Here is a 26,313-nt window from a genome sequence, read left to right on the forward strand (position 1 = left end):
GGCAAAGGGACTAAAAGAGGCCAAAAGACGCAAAAAGCACCCGCAAAAAAAGGCAGGGAGCCTTTCCTTACGAGTGCTTCACGTAAGCCGATCATCGAATAAAATCGATATTACTATAAAACAGATTCCTAAATATGTCAACAACAAAACATACGTGCGCAAAGTTTTTTCTGCTCAGACTAAAAAAGTACACAAACAAAAACAAAACAACATTTATATTTTTGTTTATGTTGACTTGGTGGATTCCCGGGAGTACGATGAAGGTGAAAAATACAGATCAGATCAAAGGAGAGGCTTACCGTGAGCACGACAATCATTGCATCGGACCGGCATCATGTTTCAAATACCGCGATCCCTGCGGTCCGCGAAATGGCAGAGATGGCTTACCATATGTGGACGCTCGGTTGGGACGAACGGAACGGCGGGAATATCAGCCGCATATTGGAAGAAGAAGAGGTTGCCTCTTACCTCCGCCTTGGCGAAGTCGGGCGGACGATCGCTTTATCGTTTCCGGTTCCCGAGCTTGCAGGCAAAATATTCCTCGTGACCGGCTCCGGCAAATATTTCAGGAACATCGTTTCCGATCCGGCGGGGAGCCTCGGCATCATCCGCGTAACGGCAGACGGGGAACGCGCCGAAGTATTGTGGGGATTCGAAGGGAATGCTTCGCCGACAAGCGAACTGGCCGCGCATTTTATGAGCCATATCGAACGTTTGCGGGCGGACCCCGGACACCGGGTCGTCATGCATTCCCATGCCACGCATGTCATTGCGATGACCTTTGTTCACGACTTGGATGAGAAAAAATTCACAAAAACGCTTTGGCAAATGTGCACCGAATGCATCGTCGTGTTCCCGGAAGGAGTGGGCGTATTGCCGTGGATGGTTCCGGGAGGAGCGGATATCGGGCGGAAAACCGCAGATAAAATGAAAAAGACAAAAGCGGTGGTGTGGCCGCATCACGGCATTTTCGGCAGCGGATCAACGATGGATGAAGCCTTCGGGTTGATCGAAACGGTGGAAAAGGCGGCGCAGGTGTACATGCTGACGGCAGCCCACGGAATCAAACAGTCGATAACCGACCGGGAGCTGTCCGAGCTGGCCGCGAAGTTCGGCGTGATTCCAGCGGCCGGAATTCTCGGGGCATAGAACGGTTTTGAACCGATGCAACCCATGATGCGCCGTCAGAACAAGGCTGCTCAAGTCCGGGGAGCTTTGTTTGCGATGTTCGCGAGGGAGCTTTCGTTCATGAGCCGCGACCTTACAATATATCGCTTTCGGCAAGGGATTTCCACGTGAATTTCCACAAATATTTTTGTGATCATAAGGCCGTTTGCCCATATTGACTCGTGACCCTTTGCGAGTAGAATGATGATCAAAGACAAGAAAAAGAAGGCATCCGCCCCATATTTGAAATCCGGAACCAACATACGGGAGCTCCGAAGGAGAGTACATCATGATTTCATTAAGAACGAGACGGCAGTACGCGCGCAAAAAATCGATTCAGCGCAAAAACCTGAGGATTGCCACGATGGAAGGCGTGCCCGCGGTGATGTTCCAGACGCTGCTCGGGGGACAATTCCTGACGGGATATCTGCTGTATCTCGGAGCCGACTCCAGTCAGCTGGGCTTCGTGCTGGCGATTACGACGTTCGTCAATATTGCCCAGCTGTTCGCCGCATTTTTGATCCAGCGGCTGCACAGCCGTAAATGGACGCTTGTCCTGTTCGTGGCCATACACCGGATTTTGTGGGGCAGCACGGGACTGATCCCGTTTTTGTTTCCCAAACCGCTATGGGTCACCGCCTTTATCATTTTGTATACGCTTGCTTTTACGTTTAACACCGTCGGGGGGATTTTGTGGAACTCGCTGATCAGCGATATCGTTCCCGCCCGTGTCCGCGGGAGGTATTTCGGGATCCGCAACACGATGCTGAACGCTTTGGGGACGCTGGTCATGTACGGCGGGGGGATGCTTCTGGACCATGAACCCGGAGGCACGGGCTACCTCATCCTGTACGTGGTCGTCTGGATTTGCATCGCCGCCAACATTGCGATGTTTTTCTTTTATCCCGATATGCCTTTCGAGCATTCTTCGGAGCGCCGCTTCGTTCCGATGCTGAAAAAGCCGCTGAAGGACGGCGCGTTCATGAAGGCGACCCTTTTTTTGGGAAGCTTTCTGTTTTTGCAAAACCTGGTCGTGCCGCTGTATTCCTTCGTCATGCTCCAGCTGCTCCATGTCAACCATCAAACGCTGTCGCTGCTTAACGTGGCCCAGACCGTGTTCATGATGGGAAGCTTTTACGTTTGGGGCAGCCTGAACACCCGCTACAGCAACAGGCGCCTCCTCTTTTGGACGCTGCCGGTCATCGCCCTTTCGTGTTTGATGTGGGGGTTGTTGTCCGCGCTGCCGATGCTGCCGGTCCTGTTTGCCGCCCATATCGTCTTTGGCATCGGGGTCGGGGGCTTTAACCAGCTGGCCTTCAATTTCATGATCGGCGGCACGCCGAAAAGCGAACGTCCGATGTACATGGCGATGTACGCGGCGATTACGGGAGTGGCCGCCTTTTTCGGCCCTCTACTCGGCGGCAACGCCTCCGAGGCGATCCGGCATTGGCCGGATTGGACGCGGGTGTACGGCATGCAGCTGATCGTGGGGCTGTCGATGCTTGCCGTGATATTCACCTTCGGGAGAAAAATATTGGGCAGAAGCTAACCGTCATCCGCCGATTTCGTTCGCGGGGACAAGAAGCCATCCTTTCCGGCAGGAACGGGTGGCTTTTTGGCATTTCATGCCATGTGCTCCTGCCGACATTGACGGCACGGCCTATAAAAAGGGTATATTTATAGGTATGAGGGTTTTGCAAAATCCTGATGGAAAAAGCGCAAGTTTCGAAGCACGGCGGACCTTGCATCTCAAACAACTCTGTTAAAAGCAGCCGGTCTTCTTTGAAATGCATCGATAGACGTTTTAAGTTCCGGGTGCGGCAGAAGCATTTTTCGATCCATATCAGCCTTCGCAGGAAAGGGGAGACTTACGGATGTATATCCAGAACATGTATATTAATGGCGAGTGGATAAGCTGCCGGGAGGAGCTGGAGGTTCGGAACCCGGCGACGCTCGAAGTGATCGGCTCGATTCCGAGAGGCGGCGCGGACGCGGCGCGCCAAGCGGCGGACGCGGCTTATGCGGCGCTGTCCTCCTGGTCCGCCTTGACGGCGAACGAACGGGCCGGATTGCTGATGAAATGGCATGCGCTGATCGAAGCGCACACGCAGGAGCTGGCCCAAATCATGACGGCGGAGCAGGGCAAGCCGCTCAAGGAAGCGGCCGGAGAAATCGGGTACGCGAACAGCTTCGTTTCCTGGTACGCCGAAGAAGGCAAACGGGTATACGGGCAGACGATCCCGGCTTCTTCCCCGAACAAAAGAATATGGGTGCACAAGCAGCCGGTAGGCGTCATCGCGGCAATTACCCCGTGGAATTTCCCGGCGTCGATGATCACGCGCAAGGTCGCTCCGGCGCTGGCCGCCGGATGCACGGTCGTGCTCAAACCGTCGGAGGAAACGCCGTTTACGGCCTTGAGGCTGGCCCAGTTGGCCGAACGGGCGGGCATTCCCGCGGGCGTATTCAATGTCGTGACCGGGGATGCGGCTCCGATCGCCGAAGCATGGCAACAGGACGAACGGGTCCGCAAAATTTCGTTCACGGGATCGACGGCGATCGGGAAAATGCTGATGCGCGGCGCGGCCGGCACGGTCAAAAAAATATCGCTCGAGCTGGGCGGCCACGCACCGTTTATCGTGACGGCGCAGGCCGATCTGGATCAAGCGGTCGAGGGGCTGATCGCCTCCAAATTCCGCAACGGCGGACAAACCTGCGTATGCACGAACCGGGTTTACGCGGAGGAATCGATCGCCGACGAATTCGCGAAAAGGGCGGCACAGCGCGCATCCCGGCTTAAGGTCGGAAACGGCATGGAGGAAGGCGTGGACATCGGCCCGCTGATCAATGCCAAAGCCGTCGAAAAGGTGAAGCGCCAGATCGAAGACGCCAAAGCCAAAGGCGGGACGATTCTGACGGGCGGGGACGCGCCGGAGGGCGCCAAGGGTTATTTCATGAACCCCACGGTCGTGATGAACGCCACCGACGAGATGGAATGCATGAACGAGGAGACGTTCGGCCCGCTCGCGCCGATTACGACCTTCCGCACGCTGGAGGAGGCGGTCGAACGCGCCAACCGCAGTCCGTACGGGCTTGCGGCATACGTATTCACGGGAAACATCAAAGAAGCGCTGTATGCCGCGGAAGCGCTGGAATACGGCATCGTCGGGGTCAACGACCCGCTTCCGTCCACGGCGCAAGCCCCGTTCGGGGGCTTCAAGCAGAGCGGGCTGGGACGCGAGGGCGGCCATTTCGGCATCGAGGAATATTTGGAGATCAAATATATTTCTTTGGGACTATAACCGGCAGCATGTTTTTTCGAAAAACGGGCGGCTTCATGGATTCTACACATTTATGGCCTATACTGGACTCTGGACTCGCGATAAAATCCGGCTGCCGAAACTCCGCGAACGGCTCGCGGGTGCAGCCGGGGGAATGCCTAGAGGGAGCGAACGATGGCAATGAAAAGATGGAACCGGATCGACGTCAAGCTTGGCGCCGTCATGCTTGGCATGTTCGTCGCCGTGCTGCTGCTGTTGGGCGTCGTGATGGGCGGATTGTTTACCAAGTTCACGACGAAACAAAGCCATCACGAAGCGGAAGAGCTTGCGGCTCACGTCGTGCACATGCTGCAAAAGCAATCGTATGCCGCCAACGATCTGATCGGCACGATGGCCGAATTTTCGAACGTGGACATTTTTTTGCTGCGGGCGGACGGCACGTTTTCCAAGCGGGATGCCGAGTTGATTCGGCAGAGGCAATACCCGGACGGGATTTGGGACCGCCCGAATTTGCTGGCTTCCCGTCAGGTGGAAACGGAATTTTCCGCGGACGGCAAATGGCTGCTGCTGCACGGCAAACCGATGACGGACGAAAACGGCAGGTTCATCGGAGGCGTGTACGTCATCAGCTCGCTGGAGGCGATGAAGCATTCGATCCGCTCGATCCGGACGATGATCGCCCTGACGGGAGCGGGCGCGTTCCTCGTCACGCTGGGCCTTGTGTTCATGCTGTCCAGGAAGCTGTCGCGTCCCCTGCTGCAGATCGAAAGGGCGGCGCGGCGGATTGCCAGGGGAGAACTTGAAACCCGGCTGCCGGTCACGAGGAAAGACGAGATCGGGTCGCTGATCGGGGCCATCAACGATTTGGCCGGAGAACTCCAGCGGTACAGGGATACGAGAAACGAGTTTTTTGCGAACATCTCCCATGAGCTGCGGACCCCGATTACGTACCTTGAGGGGTATGCCGACGTGCTTTCGAAGGGACTCGTTCATGGCGAAGAGGAACAGAGAAAAACGCTCGACATCATCGCCCAAGAAGCGCGCCGCCTGATGGTCCTGATCCGCGAGCTGTTCGATCTGGCGAAAATGGAGGAAGGCCGGATCGATCTTTGTCCCGAATGGGTGGAGGTCAACGGCTTGTTGGACAAAAGCGCGCTGAAGGTAAAGCTTCGGGCGGAAAGCAAGGGCATCGGCATTCATGTCCGCCATCCCCGGAAGGAGCAATATGTCTGGGCCGACGGCAACCGCATGGAGCAAATATTGATCAATCTGCTGGATAATGCCGTCTCCTTTACGACGAAAGGCGAGATTGTGTTGCGCGCCGCAAGCGAGGGGAACCGGATCAGGATCGAAGTCAGCGATACCGGACCCGGCATTCCCGCGGAGGAGCTGCCCTACATTTTCGAGCGTTTTTACAGGGTCGAAAAGTCGCGTTCCCGGCAGCACGGCGGGAGCGGCCTCGGCCTTTCCATCGTGAAAAAACTGGCGGAGCTTCAGGGAGGAACGGTCGAGGTTCGCAGCACGCCTGGAACGGGAACCTCGTTCATCCTCACGTTTCCGGCCGGAGACGCCGCTGAAGGGAAAGGAAACGGAAATGGGAAAAGACCGGGTTTTGATCGTTGATGACGAATGGAACATGCGCAATCTCCTGCGCATTTATTTGGAGCAGGCGGGGTTCGGCGTCAGGGAAGCGGCAAGCGGGAGCGAAGCGCTGGACCTGCTGCGGGCCGGCGCATTCGATGCCGTCGTGCTGGACGTCATGATGCCCGACATGGACGGGTGGCAGGTATGCGAGGAGCTGCTGGGATTTTCCATGGCGCCGGTGCTGATGCTGAGCGCGCGTTCCGATACGAAGGACATCGTGAAGGGGCTGAAAATCGGCGCGGACGATTATTTGCCGAAGCCGTTTCAGCCGGAAGAACTGACGGAACGGCTTCGCGCCTTGATCCGCAGATCGAGGCAAGCCAGGCTTCAGGCCGGTCATGTCCGAAAGCTGGACATGCCGGGGTTGACCATCTATCCGGAAGGCCGGGAGGTGCTCGTTGAGCATACGCCGCTGGATTTGACGCAAAAGGAATTCGACATTTTGCTGCTGCTGGCGGAAAACGAACATCGCGTCTACTCGCGGGACATGCTGATCGAAAACATCTGGGGCAACGATTATGCAGGGGATTACCGGGTTGTGGACACCCATGTCAAAAACATCCGCGAAAAGATGCAACGCGCCGGACTTTCCTATACGCCGATCCAGACGGTCTGGGGAGTCGGATACCGGTGGCATAGAGGCTGACGTCGCCAAAATCCCGAAATGCTTATCCTGAACGCAAAAAAGGATACGCCGCCTGGCGTATCCTTTTTGATGTACCGATTATTTGCTTTCTTCTTTGCTGGAAGCTTCCGCTTTTTCCAGAGTGTTCGTAATTTTCGCTTTTGCCTTGATGTCGGCGAGCCAAGTCGGAGCTTTTTGCATGAGCTGCTGGAAGATCAGCTGCTCTTTGATGTCCGCTTTTTTCTCGTCGAGCGTTGCCGCATGGGCTGCTTTATAACCTGTTCTCTTGATGATATGGTACCCGAAATCGGTCTTGACGACGCCGCTCAGTTCGCCGTCCTTCAGCTTAAACGCCGTATCTTCGAACTCCTTGGCCATTTTGCCGCGAGGGAAGTACCCGAGATCGCCGCCTTGATCCTTGGAGCCCGGATCCGTCGATTTTTCCTTGGCCAGCTTCGCGAAATCCGCGCCGTTTTTCAGCTGCTTCAGGATGTCTTCGGCTTCTTCCTTGGTGGCTACGAGGATATGGGATGCTTTGACTTCTTCAGGCGTGTCGTAGGAAGCTTTGTTTTCTTCGAAATATTTTTTCACGTCTTCGTCGGTGACTTTGACTTCCGGCTCCAGCAGCTTGCGCAGCTTGGCCTGCATTTCCATTTGATCGTTGAAGTCTTCTTCGGACATGCCGCTTTGCATCAACGCCGATTGGAACGTTTCTTCGTCGCCGTATTGTTTTTTGATGAACTTTTTTTCTTTATCGATATCGGCTTGAGCAACCTTGAGGCCTTTTTTGGAAAGCTCCTGGTTCAGAAGCGTTTCCGAGATCAGGTTGTCCAGCGTTTGCGTGCCGCCGACTTTGACCAATGCGCCGTAAAGCTTGTCTTTCGTAATTTTTTCGCCGTTGACCGTTGCGACCGCTTCGCTGCTGCCGCCTTTGGCGAACGGTGGTTTGATCAGCACGACGACCAGCACGATCGCCAGCACCAAGGAAACGACCATCCACAATTTGTTGCCCGAGGCAGGAGCCGGCGTCGGCGGTACGGAACCCGCTTTAGGCGTTTTGGCTGCATGGGCGGAGGCCGGAGCGTCCTTGTCTGTCTTTGCCGGAACCGGCTTTTCCGCGGCAGGCTTGTCCGATGACAGCGCGTCCTGCCCTTGGTTTACCCCCGATTGCTCTTCAGGTGTGAGGTTTTCTTCATTCAATGTGTCTTTTTCTTTTTCCGACATTAAATCTAACTCCTCCTTTGATATAACAATAACACTTATGCGTATCACTTTACCAGATTCGGGAGCATTTATCCTTAAGAAGAAATAAATTGTGAACAAAAAATTTTAATGAGGTTTTAAGAAACGGCAAAAAACATGGCCGTGTTCCGCCATAAGCAGCAAAAACAGCCATGTTTGCCATCCGATTTATTTTTCCCGTTCGATGGACACCGCGTGGGCGATGCACGGGATCGATTCGTTCTGCTGATAAGACAGCGGGGACAGAAGGGCCCCGGTAGCGACGACCAAAATCCGGTTCAGTTCGCCGCGGCGCATCCGGTTCAGCAAATGGCCGTAAGTGACGACCGCCGAGCAGGCGCAGCCGCTCGCCCCGGCTTGCACGTTTTGGGTCTTGTAGTCGTAGATCATCATGCCGCAGTCCGAGTACGTCGTTTGCTCCATCGGGATGTTATGTTTTTTGAACAAATCGCAGGCGATTTCATATCCGACCTTTGACAGGTCCCCGGTCACAATAAGGTCGTAATAACCGGGTTCGATCTGAAGATCGCGGAAATGGGCTTCGATCGTGTCGACCGCGGCAGGCGCCATGGCGGCTCCCATGTTAAACGGATCCGTCATGCCCATGTCGACGACGCGTCCGATCGTAGCCGACGTGACGTACGGCCCGTTCCCTTCCCGCCCTAGCACGGCGGCGCCGGCCCCGGTAACGGTAAATTGGGCCGTCGGCGGTTTTTGCGACCCGTATTCGGTCGGATACCTGAACTGCTTTTCGACGCTTGCGTTATGGCTGCAGGTGGCGGCAAGCGTATGTTTCGCCCCGCCGGAGTTGACGACGTAAGCGGCGAGCGCCAGGCTTTCCATCGACGTGGAGCAGGCGCCGAACAGCCCGAAATACGGAATCGCCAGCGTTCGGGCGGCAAAGCTGCTCGAAATGATCTGGTTCATCAGGTCGCCGCCGAAATGGAACTGGATTTGCCCTTCGGTCAATCCGGCATGCTGGATCGCCATTTTGGCCGCTTCCTCAAGGAAGGCCTTTTCGGCTTTCTCCCAGCTGTCCTGACCGAGGTACAGCTCGCTGTGGACGATATCGAAGTCCTCGGCGAGCGGGCCTTGTCCTTCAAAGGGCCCGACGGACGTCGCGGCGGAAAGGATGGAAGGTTTATTGTCAAAAATCCAGCTTTGATGGCCTTTCAGCATGTTCGGTTCAACCTCCTACGATGTTGGGATCAAAGATGATGTGGGCGATGCCGACGGCAAATGCCGCTACCGTGCCGAACACGATCACGGGTCCGGCGACCTTGAAAATGCTTCCGCCCATGCCGAGCACGATTCCGTCCCGGCGGTATTCGATGGCGGCCGAGGCCATCGCGTTGGCAAAGCCGGTCACCGGCACGGCCGTGCCCGCCCCGGCCCATTGGGCGATTTTATCGTATACCCCGAGGCTTGTCAGAATGACCGAGATCAGAACCAGCACGCCGGTGGTCGGGCTGCCGGCTTCCTTGATGCTGAAACCGCCGAAATGAACGAACAGCTGCTGGATGATTTGTCCCAAAAGGCAGATGAGGCCGCCAACCAGGAAAGCTCTGCATAATTTAATGAAAGCAAATTTGCTCGGCTCGCGTTTTTTGGCCAGGGCTTGATATTCCTGCATGACAGGGGTGAGCTTTTTTTTCTTTTTGCTGACCATTATTTTGTCCTCCTAACGCGTTAATAACGGCTTGACGTCGGAAATGACCTGTTCAAGCTGGTTTGAGCATTGCTCATACAGCGTTTTGGCCTCCGCCCGGTCCGTGGACAATCCGAACATTTCAAGATCCGCCTGGCATTTTTTCAGATTCGCGTACAGCGATGCTTTTTGCTGCGGCTGGGGAACTTTGACCTGATCGTCGAACAAATCGACGTACAGCTGGCCGTAGGCATCCACTTGTCCGATAAACACGTTGTCGAGCGAAACCCCGAGTTTTTCAAGCTCCGTATGAAGCCAGCTCCGGTTGAGCCCCCGCGTCGCCAGGGGTTCGTCCATCACCTTGCCGTCGAGAATGACCGTTTGCGGCTCGGATTCGGGCCCGACTTTAATGCCCAGATGCGTCGGCGTAAGCGGCTGGTTTTCCTTTTTGAGGAGAACGTTGATTTCGCCGTTGGGCTCCATGAGAGCAAACTCGACTTCTGCCGCTTTGAAGGCATTTTTGGTCCGGAGCAGCTGCATCAGCTCCTCATTGGACAGCCGCTCTTTTTTGAGATTGTCCTCCATGATCTTGCCGTCTTTGATCAGGACGGTGCTTTTGCTGTCGATGAAGTCCCGAGCCTTTTTGCTCTTGAGCTGCAAAAATTCGATGCCTAACGATACGAGCACCCATACGGTCAATGAGATGACTCCCAAATACCAGGCTTCCTTGACGTTAAGCGAGATTGCCGCCGCCAGATCCCCGATCGTAATCCCCGTAATGTATTCGAAGAAGGAGAGCTGGGAAATCTGCCTCTTGCCAAGCAGCTTGGTTAAACCAAACAATACGATGATCGATGCCAGGGTGCGGACAATGATCTCGACCCATTCAGGCATAACATAACCCCCATTTCAGTCTGAATAACCAAATTATTTGCATCGTTCCTTCATTTTATGAATTTTTTCAATCCATGCAGGTTAGATTATGATTCGTACTTTTGCATTCGAAGGAGGTGTGACCGAGATGACAGTAGCTTCCCAGGTTAAAACGACTCTCGCTTCTCTGAAGAGCGCCCAAGCAAGCCTCGAGACGTTTGCGCTCAGCACGCAAAACCAAGAGGCCAAAAACCTGTTCACCGCTGCCGCGCAGCAAACCCAGCAAATCGTGCAGCAGGTGGAGAGCAGAGTTCAGCAGCTTGAAAACGAAGAACCGCAATACAAAGGATTCTAATCCTTTCCATCCGAAGGGTCTTGTTACATACCGGACTCGACCCCGAAACGAAGCAGCGGCCGACGGCCGCTGCTTCGTTGCATTTTAGGGACGCTTACGCGTGACAAAAGCATATGGTTTGTGGATAATAATGAAGGGCTGCAAGAAGCCTGATCCAAAAGACGGGAGGAAATTCGAAATATGACATTAAGGCGCGAACGGCTGCGAAAGTTGATTACCGCCGCGTTTATTTTTGCCGTATTGTTTTTGATCGTGGCCGTTTTGATTGAGACCGGTCACATCGCATGGTTCGACGATGCCGTCATCTCGGCCGTGCAGGGGTTGGAGAACGACGGACTGACGCGCGTCATGAAATGGTTTACCTTTTTAGGGTCCTCGCTGATGGCGGTCATCCTTTCCGTCTTGGCATTCTTTTTCCTGATGGTCGTCCTGAAGCACCGGCGCGAGCTGCTGATGTTTTTGACGGCGGTAGGCGGTTCCGAGCTATGGAACCTGCTTCTGAAGTATGCCATTCAGCGGGACAGGCCCAATACGCACCGGTTAATCGAGATTACGGGCTACAGTTTTCCGAGCGGCCATTCGATGGGAGCCTTTTCGCTGTACGGCGCGTTTGCTTTTTTGGTGTGGAGGCACATCCCTTTTCTTGCTGGAAGAATCGCCATGATCGCGGCCGGGGTTGCGTTAACGCTCCTGATCGGCATCAGCCGGATCTATTTGGGGGTTCATTACCCGAGCGACGTGCTTGGAGGATATTTGGCGAGCGCCGCATGGCTGATGGTTTCGATTCTGTTGTTCGAAAAATATTGGAGGCATTCAGGAAACTTGCATGGAAAGCCGGGCCTCGCGTAATATGGAAGCATAGAGAACTTTGCAAGCCAAACATGGAGAGAAACTTTAAAGATAAAAGGAGAATGATTGCAAAGCAATGACGTCGATGAAAGAAGTGCTGCAGCTTCCTGCCGTAAAAAGAGGCGTGGTGCTCATCCTGCTCATCCTGTTCATGTACCTGTTCAGAAGCATGATGAACCTGATCCTGATCACCTTCATTCTTACATACCTCGTGAACCGGGTGCATTCTTCCGTGACCCGGCGTTACACGAACCGGATGGGGATCAGCAAAAAAATCGCGCTCATCCTGATCTACGTGCTGTTTGTGGCCGCATTGTCGATCGGGGCTTACATGTATGCGCCCAAGCTGATCGCGGAGCTCAACGGCCTGATCAACCAGGTCATTTATTTTTACAGCAATCCGTTGGTGCTGACGAACAATGAAGTCATGAATTATATTTTGGATTATATCCACAAAATCGATGTTGCGGCCTACATCAAACAGGGGTTTGACATCGTATCCAGCACCATCTCCAACGTCGGAAAGTTCAGCTTGAATTTGGCGCTTGCCATCATCATGAGCTTGTTTTTCATGCTGGAAAAGGAGAAAGTGACAAGTTTCACGGGAAAATTCAGAACAAGCAAATTATCCTATGTATACGACGAGCTGGCCTACTTCGGAAAAAAATTCACGGATTCGTTCGGCAAAGTGATCGAGGTCCAATTTTTGATATCGGTCATCAACGCGGTCTTTTCGACGTTGTTCTTATGGATCATGGGCTTTTCGAATTTGTTTGCGCTCGGGATTATGATCTTCCTGCTCGGACTCATTCCGGTCATGGGCGTGATCGTTTCGCTTATTCCGCTCTGCGCCATCGCCTTCAGCATCGGAGGGCTCCCGAAGGTCATTTACGTCTTGCTGATGGTGGCCGTTCTGCACGCGTTCGAAGCTTACGTCATGAACCCGAAGTTCATGTCCGACAAGACGCATCTTCCGATTTTTTACACGTTTGCGGTGCTGATCGTTTCCGAGCATTTCTTCGGGGTGTGGGGGCTGATCCTCGGCGTGCCGGTGTTCATGTTCCTGCTGGATCTGCTGGATGTGCCGGTCAACAACCACCTCAGGGAACCGCGAAAAACCCGGCAGAAGACGGACGCGAACAAAAGGGGATAGCAAAACAAAAAATCCTAACGAAGTCCGTTAGGATTTTATTGTGCCGCAAAAAAGTCAAATCGCGGAGTGGGCGGCCGGCAACCGGCGTTCCTGGCTCGGATGGTACTGATGCTGCGTAAAGCGTTTCAGCATGCCCGGAAGCTTTTTCTTCAGCTGCTCCGCCTGCTGGCTCGTCATTTTGCCGTCTTTTACCGCCTTATCGATTTTGGCGCTTTGCACGGCCGCGAGCTTCTGCACGAACACTTCGGCATCCCAGTTCTTTTTCTCTTTGGCGATTTGCTGGAGCGTTTTGCCCTGCTTCCATTCCTTTTTCAAATCGGTTTCGGTCATATCCAGCAGGGTGGCTGCGTCCTTGAACAATACGAATTTGCGGCCGTGGTGCCCGTGGCGTCTGTGATGCTCCCCATCGCGTTTTTCGGTTTCCGTCCCGGGTTTCACCTCGGAGGGCGTTGTCTGCGCCTGCTCCGCCGCCGCTGTATGCCCGAAGGACAAAGCCCCTCCGGCCAAAATGCAGGAAAGGGCTCCTGCCAATATCGTTTTTCTGAACGGGTTCATCTTGTCACCTCTTTGATGTTATGGTCATTCTTTCATAAGACTCTACTTATTATGGGCCTTTTTGGAAAAAACATACTTTCTTTTTTGGCGGCAAGGACCGAGGAAGCGGGCTGCATCAGAACCAAAAACATCGGGTAACATTTCGTATAGAGGAAAAATGAAACAGGGACCGGTTTTTTATCGTATAAATCATTCAAATTGCGGATTCAAAATGAGGAGGAGATGAAGCCGTGACATTCGGAGCGCGAATGTTAAAGACGGGAATCGCCGTCACGCTCGCATTATACATCAGCATGTGGCTGCATTTATCCTCGCCGGTCATCGCGGCTGTAGCAGCCATTTTTGCGATGCAGCCGTCCATTTACCGTTCCTGGCGTTATTTTTTGGACCAGCTCCAGACCAATACGCTGGGCGCTGTGTTGGCTCTTATTGCGGGGCTGGTGTTTTCGAACGAACCGATCGCGGTCGGACTGGTATGCATTATCGTCATCATGATTTGTTTGAAGCTCAAAATGGGGGATACGATCGGTTTGACCCTCGTCACGGTCATCGTCGTCATGGAAGCGTCCGGCCAGTGGCAATTTGCTTTGACGCGTTTTTCCCTTAGTTTGATCGGGATCGTGTCGGCGTTTTTGATCAACATCCTGCTGTTCCCGCCGAAGCCGAAAGTGCAGTTTACCGCCCAGATCCAAACGACCTTCGACCAGATGTCGCTTCTGATGCGGACGGCGATTTCCGACGAGATCAAGGAAAACATTTTCCGCGACAAAAAGCGGGCGCTCGAAGATTCCATCAAATCGTTGACGGATAAATACAAGCTGCTCGAAGAAGAGCAGAAGAAGATGAAACGGGCTTCGTTCAGCCAAAACCGCCATCTGGTGGTATACAAGCAAATGCTGAATGCGCTGCGGAAAGGGCGGGAAGTGCTTGATGCGGTGGAGGAGCATTATTTCCAATCGGAACGTTCGGAGGAAACCGATGTTTTGTTCGATACGCAGCTTGAAAAGCTGATCAAACTCCATGAGCACGTGCTGCTGAAGTTCGAGGATAATTTGAAGCCGAACAGCGTGGAAACATGCCAATTGCTGCAGGAGAGCGAGGAATTCGTGAAAGATGTGCTCCGGTATTCCGCGGAACAGCCGGAAAGCCGGCTGCGCCTGTCGATCGTCGCTTCGACCATGTACGATTACGGCTACCAGCTGGAACGGCTGAACCGGCTTGTAGAGCATTACCACAAATCGGATGACGATGAGGCGCTGTGGTTGTCCTGGCTCAAAAAATAAGCGGCGTTTGCCGTAAGAATCGTTCGCAGTAAGAAAAAGAGGCTGTCAAAGGAGAAGGGATTCTCCAAGACAAGCCTCTTTTTAAATGAAGCCGTTTATTGGGATTGAAGCGGAAGCCGGACGATAAACTCGGTCTGCTGCGGATTGCTGAGCGCCAGAATGGTTCCTTCGTGGAGTTCGACAATGCTTTTGACGATGGCGAGCCCGAGACCCGCGCCCCCCGTATCCAGCGAACGGGATTTTTCCACGCGGTAAAACCGGTCGAAAATGTACGGCAGATCCATCGAAGGGATCGGAGCGCCGAAGTTGACGATTCGCACGACGGCCAGATCGTTTTCCTTTGCGGCGTGAATTTCGATTCTTTTGCCGTCTTTGCCGTAGCGGATCGCATTGGTGATCAGGTTCTCGAAGGCCTGCATCAACTTATCGCCGTCGCCGTGGACGATCAGCTTCTCCTGCGGCGGATACCATTCGATCTCCATCTTATGGTTCCGAACCTGCAGCGTAAATTCGGCCGTCAATTGCCCAACCAGCTGCACCAGGTCGATGGAGGTGCGGTTGAGCGGAATTTGCCCGAAGCCCATGCGGGTATAATCGAACAGGTCGTTGACGAGCCGGTTCATGCGCTTCGATTTTTCATACGCGATATTGACGTAATAACGCAGCTCGACCTCGTCTTTGTATTTATCCTCCTCGATGAGCCGCAAATAACCGATGATCGACGTGAGCGGCGTCCGCAAATCATGGGATACGTTGGTGATCAGCTCGTTTTTCGCCTGCGTCGCCATCCGCTCCTCCGCCAGGGACAGCTGAAGCTGCTCGGCCATCGCGTTGATCTGGTCCGCAAGCATGCCGATTTCGTCGCTCGAGCGCACCGGAATCCGCTCATCCAAATGGCCCTCGGCCATTTTTTTCACCCCGCGGATAATCCGGGTCAATTTTCGCGTCGTTCCCCAGCTCAGCAGCATGACGTAAAAAATGAAAAGGAAGATAACGACAACCGATTGCCACAGCGAAAAACCGACGTAGCGATTCACGCTGATAATCCGGAGCACAAGCGGGTACAGCTGGGGCCTATACCGATGGTATATTATATCCAGAACCTGAACCATTACATAAAGCGTGGCAAACGTCAAACCAAGGCTGAAAAAGAACAGCAGGATGATCTTCCACTGTAGTTTATTAAAGAAACTATGCATCGATTTTATAACCTACTCCCCACACGGTTTGAATCAGCTTGTAGCCGAGCTCCTTCTCCAGCTTGTCCCGCAAATTGCTGATATGAACCATGACCGTATTGTTGGATACATAATATTTTTCCTTCCAGACCCGCTGGAAAATTTCCTCCGCGCTGAACACCCGCCCCGGATGCGACGCAAGCAGGCTCAAAATGTCGAACTCCCTTCCGGTCAGCTGGATGTCGTTGCCGTCGGCGATGACGCGGTGAGTGCTGCGGTTGATTTCGACGTCCTGGATGCGCAGGACGGCGTCATCCTGGCTGCGCGTGTCCGTGTTGTATTGAAAGGTGCGGCGCAGGAGGGTTTTGACCCGAACGGTCAATTCCAGCGGATTAAAGGGCTTGATCATATAATCGTCGGCCCCGGTCATGAGGCCGAGAATTTTGTCCATGTCCTCCGTTTTGGCGCTGAGCATCAGGATCGGGATGACGGAGGCGGTGTCCCGTACCTGCCGGCAAACCTCCAGCCCGTTCATTTTCGGCATCATGACGTCGAGGATGACGAGATCGAACGCCTCGTTCGGATCGTTCAGCAGTTTCAGCGCTTCCTCGCCGTCATGGGCGCAGCGGATGTTAAACCCTTCGTTCTTCAAATAAATAGAGATCAAATTCGCGATTTCCTTGTCGTCGTCCACGACCAATATATTTCTCATTCCATGATCCTCCAAGTCAACAATTCACGGATTATTCTGCTGATGCAAACCATCTCCCGACCACGGGAATGCCGCCGCCTTCAAAGGCATAGTTGAACATTTTGGCGGCGTCCTCAAACCGTTTTCCGGCATCGGGCGCTCCCATGACGACGGCGACGAACCGCTTTCCGTCCCGTTCGGCCGTTCCCGTAAAGCAGTAGCCGGCCCTTTGGGTATAGCCCGTTTTAAAGCCGTCGTTGCCGCCGTAAGCAAAAGCCTCGCCCGGAAGCATGGCGTTGGTCGTATGCAGCGTCATGCGTTTCTCGGGAATGTGCAGCTCCGTTTTGGCGGTAACGTCCAAAATCTCCGGATAAGTCCGGATCAGGTAACGCGTCAGGATGGCCAAATCCTTGGCCGTCATCATCGTTTCCCGTTCCGAAGCCGCCGATTTGAACGGGCGCAAATCCTGCGAAGATAACCCGGTCGCATTGCCGAACACGGTTTGCCGCGATAATCCGATGTCCCGGGCCGTTTCGTTCATGAGTTTCACGAATTCCTGCTCGCTTCCGCTGATATGCTCCGCGAGGGCAATGGCGGCGTCGTTGGCGGAATGGATGGCCATCGCCTCGAACATCGTCCGTAGCGAGAGCGATTCCCCGGGCTTAAGCCCGACCTCCGCCCCGGTTACGTTGGCGGCATACCGGCTGGCCGTGACGGTTTCGTTCCAGGAATGGCGCCCTTCCTTGACGTTTTTCAGCACCAGCAGTTCCGTCATCATTTTCGACATGCTAGCAGGCGGCAGCGCCGCCGATGCGTTATGTTCATAATATACCTTTCCGGTCTTTACATCCATAAGCACGGACGCGGAAGCGTCGATTTTGAACGTCGGAAACCGGAGGGATGACGCCGAAGCGGCCAGCGCCGCCAAAAACAGCAGCGACAGCGCAAGCACGTGTTTTCTCTTTTTTTTCTTACGGATAACCTTCATTTCACTCTACCCCGCTTAACTATGTATTTCACAAATTTATTATTTCCATCTTATCCGCGACAGTTTAAGCTCCGGCTAAGAAAATCTTAAGATTTTTAAAGAATTGATTTTTGCTTCCGGACGGATGTATGATGATGAGAATTGGTCGTTACGTTGGATTGAGGTTTGGTTAAAGAGAAATGGAGGGTTTACATTGAAAAAGACAGCATGGGGAAGACGCCCTTTCGCGGAATGCGTGCCGGAGCTGGTGGCCGCCGCCCGCGGCGATCTGGAAGCGACTTTGGTCATTCAAAACATCCGTTTGGTGAACGTCGTATCGGGCGAGATCCTTCCGGGCATGTCGATCGCGGCAAGAGGCGCCCGCATCGTATACGTAGGCCGGGACGTGAGCCACACGATCGGCGAAGAAACGAAGGTCATCGACGGCGGAGGCAGATATGCGGCGCCGGGTTTGCTCGACGGCCACTGCCATATCGAAAGCACGCAAATGACGGCGACGGAGTTTGCCCGGGCGGTGCTGCCGCTTGGCACGACCGGAGGTTTTTTCGATGCCCATGAAATTTCCAACGTGCTGGGACTGGACGGGCTCCGGTTTATGCTGGAGGAAGCGAGATCCACTCCGCTTGCGGCGTATATGCAGGTCGCGTCCTGCGTTCCTTCGACGCATCCGGGCCTCGAAACGACGGGGGCTTTCATCGGGCCGGAAGAGGTTGCCGAAGCGCTGGGCTGGGGAGACGACATGATCGGCCTCGGCGAAGTGATGAATTTCCCGGGCGTCGTGTACGGCGACGATAAGATGATCGGGGAGATCCAGGCGACGCTGGCCGCGGGGAAATTCGCCGACGGGCATTTCACATGGAAATCGGACGATTGGCGTCTGCCGGTATACGCGGCCAGCGGGGTGAACGGCGACCACGAATGCGTGACCGCCGAAGACGTCATCGAACGCGTCCGGCTCGGCATGTACGCCAAAATGCGCCAAGGGTCGGCTTGGCATGACGTGGCCGCAACGATCAAAGCGCATACCGAAGGCGGTTTGGACACGCGGCGGATGATCCTGGTTACCGATGATCGCAGCTCCGAGTCGCTGATGAACGAAGGTCACATGAACTTCGTCGTCCGGCATGCGATATCGCAGGGCGTCAAACCCGTGACGGCTTTCCAAATGGCCACGATCAACACGGCCGAAAGATTCGGTTTGTCACGGGACATCGGGGCGATCATTCCGGGAGCCTATGCCGACATCATCCTGCTGGACGGGAATTTGGCGGACGTCAACGTGACGATGACGATTGCCGCGGGGCAGGTCGTGGCGGAGAACGGCCGGATGACCGCGGATTGGGAACGCTATAAGCTTCCCGCGACGGCATATCATACCGTCAAGCTGAACCGGACGCTGACGGCGGACGATTTTGCCATTGCGGCGCCTGTCGCCGACGGAATAGCCGTGGCCCGGGCGATTGAAGTCGTCGAAAACCATGTGGACACCCTGGAACGGCATGTAGAGGTGAACGTGAAAAACGGAAAGGCGCTGCCCGACCCGAAAGACGACCTGTGCAAGATGGCGGTGTTTGAACGCCATGGCAAAGGCGGCGGACACGCGCTGGGCATCGTAAAAGGGATCGGGTTCGTGAAGCCGGCAGCGATTGCGATGACGGTCGCCCATGACAGCCATAACTTGACGGTCATCGGCAATGACGACGAGTTGATGGCGCGCGCAGGCAACCGGGTCGCAGAAATGCAGGGCGGCGTGGTCATGTGGACCGAAGAAGGCGTAACGGAGTTTCCGCTAACGGTAGGAGGCATTATGTCGGACAAGCCGTTCGAAACGGTAGCCCGCGAGTCCGAGGCGATCAGCCAAGCGCTCCTTCAGGCGGGTTGCCCGCTGAACAATGCGTTTATGACCTTGTCTTTGCTGGCGCTGGTGGTCATCCCGGAAATTCGCTTGTCGGATAAAGGCTTGGTACGAATTTCGGCGGAAGGCATCGACATCGTGCCTTTGTTCCTGTAACCGCGAATCGGAGTTGAATCGATTCCGGCCATTCAAAAAGGGGAGCCCATCGGCTCCCCTTAAACGTTTGATTTTCATGATGGTTCTTGATAAAATAGAACATACGGCCCTACAAATGGAGAGATATGCACAGAGATTGCTTTTTCATTTTAACATATGGGAAAGATATTGTCAAATATATAAAGGGGATGAAGACAGGCATGGACTTGAACGATCAGGATTGGCAGGACGAACAGCGGCGGGTCGATTCGGTTACCCGGAAAATCGCCGTCCGCAAAGAAGCGCTTGAGGCCGACGTAGGCGTCGTCCGGGGCGATGTCGTCGAGCTGCGCAAGGATTTCTGGGACGAAGTCCGGGTCAATTTCAGCAGTTCCGACGATCTGGGAGAAACGTCCACCAGCTTGCGTCAGCAATCCCAAGTGTTGTCCGAGCGCGAACGGGCGCACCTGCAGGCTTCGGAAACGCTGAAGAAACTGAGGCTGCTCGTCAAATCGCCGTATTTCGGACGGATCGATTTTAAGGAAGAAGGACAAACGGGAACGGAAAAAATCTATCTCGGCATCGCCTCGTTCCTTGACGACGATCAGGAAACGTTCCTCGTGTACGATTGGCGCGCCCCGGTATCGAGCCTCTATTACGACTGGGCGCCCGGCCCGGCTTCCTACGAGACGCCAAGCGGCGAAATCAGCGGCCGAATGGAGCTTAAACGCCAGTTCGTCATTCGCGACGGACGCATCAAGGTCATGTTCGACACCGGCGTCACCATCGGAGACGAGCTGCTGCAGCAGGTGCTCAGCCATTCTTCCGACAACCAGATGAAAAGCATCGTGGCAACGATCCAGAAGGAGCAAAACGCGGTGATCCGCAACGACAAAAGCCGGATGCTTATCGTTCAGGGTGCCGCCGGAAGCGGAAAGACCTCGGCCGCGCTCCAAAGGGTCGCCTATTTATTGTATAAATACCGGGAATCGCTAAAGTCGGACCAGGTAATCCTGTTTTCCCCGAACCCGATGTTCAACAGCTACGTTTCGACCGTGCTGCCCGAACTTGGGGAGGAGAACATGCTGCAGACCACCTTCCAGGCTTATCTGGAGCACCGGCTCGGCCGGGATTTCGACCTGGAGGACGTCTTTTCGCAGATGGAGACGATTTTGAAGGCCGAGGAAGGTCCGTGGCTGAAGGTCAAACGCGCGTCGATCGCGTACAAATCGTCTACGGCGTTCCTCGACACGATGCAGAGATACAAGGACCGCTTGGAGCAAAGCGGAATGAAATTCAAGCCGGTCCGGTTCAAAGGCCGCCTGATCGTTTCCGAGCAGGCGATGCAGGAGAAATTTTACGGCTTCGACCCGGGGATCCGTCTTGCCAACCGCGTGGAACTGCTCAAGGATTGGCTGCTGAAGGAGCTTGCGCAGTTCGCCAAGCAGGAACGGAAGGAGCCCTGGGTCGACGAACAAATTCAGCTGCTTGACCCCGACGAATACCAGAAGGCATATACGCGCGTCCGCCGCAAGCAAGGGGCCAAAAGCGAAACCTTCGACGACTTTGACCGCGAACGCAGCCTGCTTGCGAAAATGGTCGTCAACGAGTGGCTGAAGCCGGTGCGGAAATGGATCAAGCGGATGCGGTTCGTGGACGTGAAGGCGATGTATCAGGAGCTGTTCCTGAACCGGGACTTGTTCATAAGCGTCAGCGCGGACGGCAAGCTCCCGGAAGAATATGAGGAAATCGGCAGGCAGACGGTCGGGGAGATGAACGAAGGAAGGCTTCCTTATGAAGACGTAACCCCGTATCTGTATTTGCAGGATCTTCTGAAGGGGTTCCAAACCAACAACGTCATCCGCCATGTTTTCATCGATGAAGTGCAGGATTACTCCCCGTTCCAGCTGGAATACGTCAAACGGATCTTCCCGCGTGCGCGGATGACGGCGCTCGGGGACCTGAACCAGGGAATCTATGCGCATACCGATGCGCTTGAAGGCAGCTTGGAATCGCTCAAAAAGCTGTACAGGGAGGAGTCGACCGAGGTCATCTCCCTGACGCGAAGCTACCGTTCGACGCTTGAAATCGTCGAATTCACGCGAAGCATGATGCCGGGGGGCGAATCGATCATTCCTTTCAACCGGCATGGGGAAAAACCCCGGCTGCATCTGGCGGGCGGCAGGGAAGAGCTGCACCGCGCCATCGTCGGGCATATCCAAAACCTGAACAGCCAAGGCTACGAACATACGGCGATCATATGCAAAACGGCCGAGGAATGCGAGCAGGTCTACGAGGCTTTGAAAGAGCGTCTTCCGCTGAAAAAAATCGCCAAAACGACGCCGTCGTTCGTCACGGGGACCCTCGTGATTCCGTCCTATCTGGCCAAAGGCGTGGAATTCGACGCGGTGGTCATCTATGACGCCTCGGCGGACTCGTACAGCCGGGAATCCGAGCGCAAGCTGTTTTATACCGCCTGCACGCGGGCGATGCATCAGCTCCGCATGTTCAGCCTGGGCGAGCCTTGCCGCTTTATTCAGGACGCGGACCCGGATAAATACGTCGTCGAAACATAAACAGGCTGACCGAAATGCCGCCGTCCCAGCGTTTGCCGCTTGGGGCGGCGGTTTTGCATAGTTCCGGACAAAAGAAACCACAATATAACGAGTTGGTAACCGAACATAAAAGGTGGTTTAGTCATGGAAGACAAAAAATGGGATTTGGCGGCCTTAGCCTCCATTCCTTTAATCATGACCCTCGGCAACTCCATGCTGATTCCCATTTTGCCGCAAATTTCGCAGCAGCTCCATGTCGGTCCGTTCCAGGTCAGCATGCTGATTACCGTCTACGCGGTGGTTGCCATCCTTCTGATTCCGATCGCGGGTTATTTATCCGACCGCTACGGCCGGAAAACCGTCATCATCCCCAGTTTGATCATTGCCGCCGTCGGTGGAGCGCTTTCCGGAGCGGCAGCTTGGATGACGGAGGGGCTCGCGGCTTATTGGATTATCCTTGGCGGCCGTTTCCTTCAGGGCATCGGAGCGGCCGGGGCTTTTCCGATCGTGCTGCCGCTCGTCGGAGACATGTTCAAGGAAGAGGACGACGTCAGCAAAAGCCTGGGGATCATCGAAACTTCCAATACCTTCGGCAAAGTACTGAGCCCCATCCTGGGAGCGGCTTTGGCTAGCGTGATCTGGTATTTGCCGTTTCTGAGCATCCCGGTCTTATGCGTGATTTCATTGCTGATGGTTCTGTTTTTCGTCAAACCGCCCAAAAAGAAGGATGATCAAGACCACTCGATTGGCAGCTTCCTTCGCGATACAAAGGACATTTTGCGCGAAAAGGGAAGATGGCTGTACGCCATTTTTGCGGTCGGCGGCATCAGCATGTTCATTTTGTTCGGCGTCCTGTTTTATTTATCCGAAACGCTTGAAAGCAAATACGGACTGGGCGGCGTCATCAAAGGGCTGGTGCTCGCGATTCCGCTTGCGGTGCTTTGCCTTGCGTCGTTTGTGGCCGGCAAAGTCATCGGGAAAAACAAGAAGCGGATGAAATGGACGGGATTCTGCGGCATGGCCGTACTGACCGTATGCCTGGTCATTACCGGCTTCAGCGACCAAATCATTTTCGTCGTCGCGTTTTTTTCGTTATGCGGAGCCGGAATCGGCACGGTCCTGCCGTGCATGGATGCGCTGATCACCGAAGGCATCGACGAGAAGCAGCGCGGAACCATCACTTCCCTCTACAGCAGCATGCGTTTCATCGGGGTGTCCTTGGGCCCGCCGGCCGTTTCCCTTCTCATGAAAACTAACCACTGGGTTTTGTTCGGCGTCATGGCTGCGGTGGGCGCGGTCGGGGGATTGCTGACGCTGTTTGCGGTCAAACCGGAGGAAAATAAGACCGATAACCCGACGGAACGCAAATTCAAGCCATCCCCAGGCATGGCCGTAAAACGGGCCAAGGCCAGGTAAGCTCTGCGAAAAAAACGCAAAAAGATTGTCATGTCTTCAGGCGCCGCCTTATACAATATAGTGATGTCCCCGTCCCTTGCGCCATTTGTTCCGCGTCTTGCCGTGTAAGGCGGCCGTGGAACGCCGCCCTAACCTTGGCCGGGAGCCGGCCCGCGTCATGGACGACAACCGGCGGAACTACGAAAACGCACCCGTGCAACGCGGTATCCCATGCCGATACGGACGAATGATGCATCGAATCAGCACTCTTCCCGCGGCCCCAAGTGATGGTCGGGCTCCCGTCGTTCCAAGGGAGGGACATCCGGTTCGATGGAACGGCCCCAAAATGATATTTTGGGGCTTTTTGCGGTTCGGATGCGGTTTCGGATTACGTTTTCGGATCGGATTATGTTCATAGACAGGCTGCCCATCATTCAAAGACGCAACCGCACTCCGGTTTCCGTCTTTTTTTGTTTTTGCGGTTTATGCGAATGAATCAAATATAAGAACAAAAAAAATGGGTGCCAAAACAAACATTATCTGTTATAATCAAGTCAATTCAAACATAAACAAATGAAAACAAAACAATTCGGTACGGGAGGCATCATTCATGGTTCAAAGTCTTTGGAATAACGCAGAAGCATCCAAACATAAAGCGGGCGTGGAAGAGCTCGTATACCGCTCCAACCTGATCGGCAGCGACCGGAGCGTATGCAACTGGGGAGGCGGCAATACGTCGCTGAAAACGGTGGAAAAGGATTTTCGCGGCCGAGACGTGGAGGTCATGTGGGTGAAGGGCAGCGGCTCCGACCTGGCGACGATGAAAGCCCAGCATTTTACGGGACTTCGGCTTGAGGATATCCGGCCGCTGATCGAACGCGACGAAATGCCGGACGAGGAAATGGTCGCATATTTGTCCCACTGCATGATCGACAGCAAACATCCGAGAGCTTCGATCGAAACGCTGCTGCACGCATTCCTGCCTTACCCGCACGTGGACCATACCCATCCGGACGCCATCATCAGCCTGTGCTGCGCGGATAACGGCAAAGAAATCGCGAAAGAAATTTACGGGGATACCTTCGTGTGGGTGCCGTACATCCGTCCGGGCTTCACGTTATCGAAAATGATCGCCGAAGGCGTCAAAAACAACCCGAACGCCCAGCTCGTGCTAATGGAAAAACACGGCCTCGTCACTTGGGGCGAAACGTCGGAAGCGTGCTACAACCAAACGATCGCGATGATCCAAAAAGCCGAAAGCTACATCAACGAACGGATTCAAGAGGATCGGGTGTTTGGCGGACGCCAAGCGGAAACGCTGCCGGAAGAGGAGCGCAAAGCCATCCTCGCGGAAGTGATGCCGGTCATTCGCGGCGCGGTCAGCGACGGCAAAAAAATGATCTGCACGTACGATGACGGGGACGACGTGCTTCAGTTCGTCAACAGCAAAAACGCCAAAGAGCTTTCCCAAGTCGGCGCAGCTTGCCCGGACCATCTGGTGCATACGAAACGCGTTCCGCTGTACGTCGAATGGGCGCCGTCCACCGGGGCAGCCGGACTGAAGGAAGCCGTTCGCAGCGGAATCGAAGCCTATAAAGAGGAATATAAAGCTTATTTCGAACGGAACAAACACGAGGGCGACGTCATGTTCGAAGCGGCTCCGCGCGTGATCCTCATCCCGGGGATCGGCATGGTGAACACGGGAAAAAGCGTGGCGATGGCCGGCGTCAGCGGCGCGCTGTACCACCGCGCGATTGCCGTCATGAAAGGCGCAACGGCGCTGGGCGAATTCGTGTCGCTGAACGAAAACGAATCCTATAACGTGGAATATTGGCCGCTTGAGCTGTATAAGCTGACGTTGGCTCCGGCCGAAGCGGAATTTTCCCGCAAAGTCGCCTTCATCACCGGCGGCGCCGGCGGCATCGGCAGCGAAACGGCGCGGCGCCTCGTTTCCGAAGGGGCTCACGTCGTTTTGGCCGACCTCAATCTTGAAGGAGCCGAGAAGGTTGCGGCCGAGATCAACGCGCAGTATGGCGAAGGACGGGCCAAAGCCGTGAAAATGGACGTTACCAGCGAAGAAATGGTGATCGCGGCGTTGGGCGAAACGGCGCTGGCATACGGCGGCGTGGATATTATCGTCAACAATGCGGGGCTGGCGACTTCGAGCCCGTTCGACGAAACGTCGCTCAAGGAATGGAACCTGAACATGAACGTGCTGGGCACGGGGTATTTCCTTGTGGCACGCGAGGCGTTCAAGCAAATGAAAGAGCAGGGGCTCGGCGGCAGCATGATTTTCGTCGGCTCGAAAAACTCCGTTTACGCAGGCAAAAACGTGACGGCCTACAGCTCGGTCAAAGCGCTTGAAGCGCATCTGGCACGCTGCATCGCCGCCGAGGGCGGGGAGCATGGCATCCGCGTCAACACGATTTTGCCGGACGCGATCCTGCAGGGCTCCGCGATCTGGAATTCGAACTGGCGCAACGAGCGCGCCGCGGCTTACGGCATCGAACCGGACCAGCTGGAAGAGCATTACCGGAAGAGAACGACGCTGCTCGTCAACATTTATCCGAAGGACGTGGCGGAAGGCATCGCCTTCTTCGCATCGTCGAAAGCCGAAAAAACGACGGGCTGCATGCTGACGATCGACGGCGGGGTGCCTGCCGCGTTCACGCGCTGATTCCCGGTTTGCGCCCGGCTCACGATTATCTTTTGATCCCATGAACAACGCAATCCCCGCCATGTCCGAAAAGAGCGCCGTACACGCCTCGTCCCCGGGCATGTGGGGATTGATTTTCTATCCGGGCCATGGGCCGGCTCGAATGTTGCGCTTAGCGCAAAGGAGGA

Annotated in this window: 21 protein-coding genes; 13 read left to right on the top strand and 8 right to left on the bottom strand. The window is 54.8% G+C overall.

Going from position 1 to position 26,313, the window contains the following annotated elements; genetic code table 11:
• The first annotated feature begins 300 nt into the window (after positions 1–300).
• The 5 genes from rhaD (at position 301) to NYE48_RS08875 (ending at position 6,735) form a co-directional block, all read left to right on the top strand.
• Complete coding sequence (gene rhaD / locus NYE48_RS08855; protein ID WP_340998124.1) at positions 301–1,149, top strand: rhamnulose-1-phosphate aldolase; 849 nt, start codon at positions 301–303, stop codon at positions 1,147–1,149.
• A 307-nt stretch (positions 1,150–1,456) separates the two neighbouring features.
• Positions 1,457–2,716 (top strand): MFS transporter, encoded by a 1,260-nt coding sequence (locus tag NYE48_RS08860; protein WP_340998126.1) that lies wholly within the window; start codon positions 1,457–1,459, stop codon positions 2,714–2,716.
• 325 nt (positions 2,717–3,041) lie between these two features.
• Positions 3,042–4,466, top strand: coding sequence for an NAD-dependent succinate-semialdehyde dehydrogenase (locus tag NYE48_RS08865; protein ID WP_340998128.1), 1,425 nt, complete (start codon positions 3,042–3,044; stop codon positions 4,464–4,466).
• A gap of 153 nt (positions 4,467–4,619) precedes the next feature.
• On the top strand, positions 4,620–6,068 hold the full coding sequence (locus tag NYE48_RS08870; RefSeq protein WP_340998130.1) for a sensor histidine kinase: 1,449 nt from the start codon (positions 4,620–4,622) through the stop codon (positions 6,066–6,068).
• Positions 6,040–6,735, top strand: coding sequence for a response regulator transcription factor (locus NYE48_RS08875; protein WP_340998132.1), 696 nt, complete (start codon positions 6,040–6,042; stop codon positions 6,733–6,735). Before NYE48_RS08870 ends, NYE48_RS08875 begins: the two co-directional genes overlap by 29 nt.
• A gap of 78 nt (positions 6,736–6,813) precedes the next feature.
• Here NYE48_RS08875 and NYE48_RS08880 read toward each other — a convergent pair whose 3' ends face one another.
• From NYE48_RS08880 to NYE48_RS08895, 4 genes are all read right to left on the bottom strand, one after another.
• The gene (locus NYE48_RS08880) at positions 6,814–7,938 is read right to left on the bottom strand and encodes a peptidylprolyl isomerase (protein WP_340998133.1); all 1,125 of its coding nucleotides are present in this window, start codon (positions 7,936–7,938) and stop codon (positions 6,814–6,816) included.
• 186 nt (positions 7,939–8,124) lie between these two features.
• Positions 8,125–9,135, bottom strand: coding sequence for a stage V sporulation protein AD (gene spoVAD / locus NYE48_RS08885; RefSeq protein ID WP_340998134.1), 1,011 nt, complete (start codon positions 9,133–9,135; stop codon positions 8,125–8,127).
• Positions 9,136–9,142: 7 nt separating this feature from the next.
• Positions 9,143–9,625, bottom strand: a complete 483-nt coding sequence (gene spoVAC / locus NYE48_RS08890; protein WP_212950863.1) for a stage V sporulation protein AC — start codon at positions 9,623–9,625, stop codon at positions 9,143–9,145.
• 12 nt (positions 9,626–9,637) lie between these two features.
• Entirely contained in the window at positions 9,638–10,498 is an 861-nt protein-coding gene (locus NYE48_RS08895; protein ID WP_340998137.1) for a DUF421 domain-containing protein, read from the bottom strand.
• A gap of 127 nt (positions 10,499–10,625) precedes the next feature.
• Here NYE48_RS08895 and NYE48_RS08900 point away from each other — a divergent pair, with 127 nt between their 5' ends.
• From NYE48_RS08900 to NYE48_RS08910, 3 genes are all read left to right on the top strand, one after another.
• A complete protein-coding gene (locus tag NYE48_RS08900) occupies positions 10,626–10,832 on the top strand; it encodes a DUF1657 domain-containing protein (protein ID WP_036711707.1) in 207 nt (68 codons plus the stop codon).
• A gap of 180 nt (positions 10,833–11,012) precedes the next feature.
• Entirely contained in the window at positions 11,013–11,681 is a 669-nt protein-coding gene (locus NYE48_RS08905; protein ID WP_036711708.1) for a phosphatase PAP2 family protein, read from the top strand.
• Between the two features lie 76 nt (positions 11,682–11,757).
• On the top strand, positions 11,758–12,834 hold the full coding sequence (locus NYE48_RS08910; protein ID WP_340998138.1) for an AI-2E family transporter: 1,077 nt from the start codon (positions 11,758–11,760) through the stop codon (positions 12,832–12,834).
• Positions 12,835–12,888: 54 nt separating this feature from the next.
• Here NYE48_RS08910 and NYE48_RS08915 read toward each other — a convergent pair whose 3' ends face one another.
• Positions 12,889–13,389 carry a hypothetical protein gene (locus NYE48_RS08915; RefSeq protein WP_036711710.1) on the bottom strand — a complete coding sequence of 167 codons (501 nt, stop codon included), beginning with the start codon at positions 13,387–13,389 and terminating at the stop codon, positions 12,889–12,891.
• A 230-nt stretch (positions 13,390–13,619) separates the two neighbouring features.
• On the opposite strand from NYE48_RS08915, the gene NYE48_RS08920 reads away from it, so the two are divergent.
• Entirely contained in the window at positions 13,620–14,672 is a 1,053-nt protein-coding gene (locus NYE48_RS08920) for an FUSC family protein (RefSeq protein ID WP_340998140.1), read from the top strand.
• Positions 14,673–14,767: 95 nt separating this feature from the next.
• On the opposite strand, the gene NYE48_RS08925 is transcribed toward NYE48_RS08920, so the two are convergent.
• The 3 genes from NYE48_RS08925 to NYE48_RS08935 are packed head-to-tail and all read right to left on the bottom strand — an operon-like array spanning position 14,768 to position 17,529.
• Positions 14,768–15,871 (bottom strand): sensor histidine kinase, encoded by a 1,104-nt coding sequence (locus tag NYE48_RS08925; RefSeq protein WP_340998141.1) that lies wholly within the window; start codon positions 15,869–15,871, stop codon positions 14,768–14,770.
• Positions 15,864–16,562, bottom strand: a complete 699-nt coding sequence (locus NYE48_RS08930; protein ID WP_036711714.1) for a response regulator transcription factor — start codon at positions 16,560–16,562, stop codon at positions 15,864–15,866. Before NYE48_RS08930 ends, NYE48_RS08925 begins: the two co-directional genes overlap by 8 nt.
• Positions 16,563–16,593: 31 nt before the next feature.
• Positions 16,594–17,529: a D-alanyl-D-alanine carboxypeptidase family protein gene (locus tag NYE48_RS08935; RefSeq protein WP_052147083.1), complete on the bottom strand. Its 936-nt coding sequence runs from the start codon at positions 17,527–17,529 to the stop codon at positions 16,594–16,596.
• A 193-nt stretch (positions 17,530–17,722) separates the two neighbouring features.
• On the opposite strand from NYE48_RS08935, the gene NYE48_RS08940 reads away from it, so the two are divergent.
• The 4 genes from NYE48_RS08940 (at position 17,723) to NYE48_RS08955 (ending at position 26,146) form a co-directional block, all read left to right on the top strand.
• Positions 17,723–19,540 (top strand): adenine deaminase, encoded by a 1,818-nt coding sequence (locus NYE48_RS08940; protein WP_246536999.1) that lies wholly within the window; start codon positions 17,723–17,725, stop codon positions 19,538–19,540.
• 200 nt (positions 19,541–19,740) lie between these two features.
• A complete protein-coding gene (gene helD / locus NYE48_RS08945; RefSeq protein WP_340998143.1) occupies positions 19,741–22,095 on the top strand; it encodes an RNA polymerase recycling motor HelD in 2,355 nt (784 codons plus the stop codon).
• Positions 22,096–22,218: 123 nt separating this feature from the next.
• On the top strand, positions 22,219–23,490 hold the full coding sequence (locus NYE48_RS08950) for an MFS transporter (RefSeq protein ID WP_340998145.1): 1,272 nt from the start codon (positions 22,219–22,221) through the stop codon (positions 23,488–23,490).
• A 589-nt stretch (positions 23,491–24,079) separates the two neighbouring features.
• Positions 24,080–26,146 (top strand): bifunctional aldolase/short-chain dehydrogenase, encoded by a 2,067-nt coding sequence (locus NYE48_RS08955; RefSeq protein WP_339321436.1) that lies wholly within the window; start codon positions 24,080–24,082, stop codon positions 26,144–26,146.
• Positions 26,147–26,313: the final 167 nt, after the last annotated feature.

It is taken from the genome of Paenibacillus sp. FSL M7-1455 (assembly GCF_038004655.1).
Taxonomy (GTDB): domain Bacteria; phylum Bacillota; class Bacilli; order Paenibacillales; family Paenibacillaceae; genus Paenibacillus_AQ; species Paenibacillus_AQ cookii.

Coding starts and splice junctions, on each gene's coding strand:
- NYE48_RS08925 (WP_340998141.1), bottom strand. CDS start 15,871: ATGCATAGTTTCTTTAATAAACTACAGTGGAAGATCATCCTGCTGTTC.
- NYE48_RS08860 (WP_340998126.1), top strand. CDS start 1,457: ATGATTTCATTAAGAACGAGACGGCAGTACGCGCGCAAAAAATCGATT.
- NYE48_RS08895 (WP_340998137.1), bottom strand. CDS start 10,498: ATGCCTGAATGGGTCGAGATCATTGTCCGCACCCTGGCATCGATCATC.
- NYE48_RS08875 (WP_340998132.1), top strand. CDS start 6,040: ATGGGAAAAGACCGGGTTTTGATCGTTGATGACGAATGGAACATGCGC.
- spoVAC (WP_212950863.1), bottom strand. CDS start 9,625: ATGGTCAGCAAAAAGAAAAAAAAGCTCACCCCTGTCATGCAGGAATAT.
- NYE48_RS08880 (WP_340998133.1), bottom strand. CDS start 7,938: ATGTCGGAAAAAGAAAAAGACACATTGAATGAAGAAAACCTCACACCT.
- NYE48_RS08865 (WP_340998128.1), top strand. CDS start 3,042: ATGTATATCCAGAACATGTATATTAATGGCGAGTGGATAAGCTGCCGG.
- spoVAD (WP_340998134.1), bottom strand. CDS start 9,135: ATGCTGAAAGGCCATCAAAGCTGGATTTTTGACAATAAACCTTCCATC.
- NYE48_RS08955 (WP_339321436.1), top strand. CDS start 24,080: ATGGTTCAAAGTCTTTGGAATAACGCAGAAGCATCCAAACATAAAGCG.
- NYE48_RS08870 (WP_340998130.1), top strand. CDS start 4,620: ATGGCAATGAAAAGATGGAACCGGATCGACGTCAAGCTTGGCGCCGTC.
- NYE48_RS08935 (WP_052147083.1), bottom strand. CDS start 17,529: ATGAAGGTTATCCGTAAGAAAAAAAAGAGAAAACACGTGCTTGCGCTG.
- NYE48_RS08915 (WP_036711710.1), bottom strand. CDS start 13,389: ATGAACCCGTTCAGAAAAACGATATTGGCAGGAGCCCTTTCCTGCATT.
- helD (WP_340998143.1), top strand. CDS start 19,741: ATGGACTTGAACGATCAGGATTGGCAGGACGAACAGCGGCGGGTCGAT.
- NYE48_RS08910 (WP_340998138.1), top strand. CDS start 11,758: ATGACGTCGATGAAAGAAGTGCTGCAGCTTCCTGCCGTAAAAAGAGGC.
- NYE48_RS08950 (WP_340998145.1), top strand. CDS start 22,219: ATGGAAGACAAAAAATGGGATTTGGCGGCCTTAGCCTCCATTCCTTTA.
- NYE48_RS08900 (WP_036711707.1), top strand. CDS start 10,626: ATGACAGTAGCTTCCCAGGTTAAAACGACTCTCGCTTCTCTGAAGAGC.
- NYE48_RS08930 (WP_036711714.1), bottom strand. CDS start 16,562: ATGAGAAATATATTGGTCGTGGACGACGACAAGGAAATCGCGAATTTG.
- NYE48_RS08905 (WP_036711708.1), top strand. CDS start 11,013: ATGACATTAAGGCGCGAACGGCTGCGAAAGTTGATTACCGCCGCGTTT.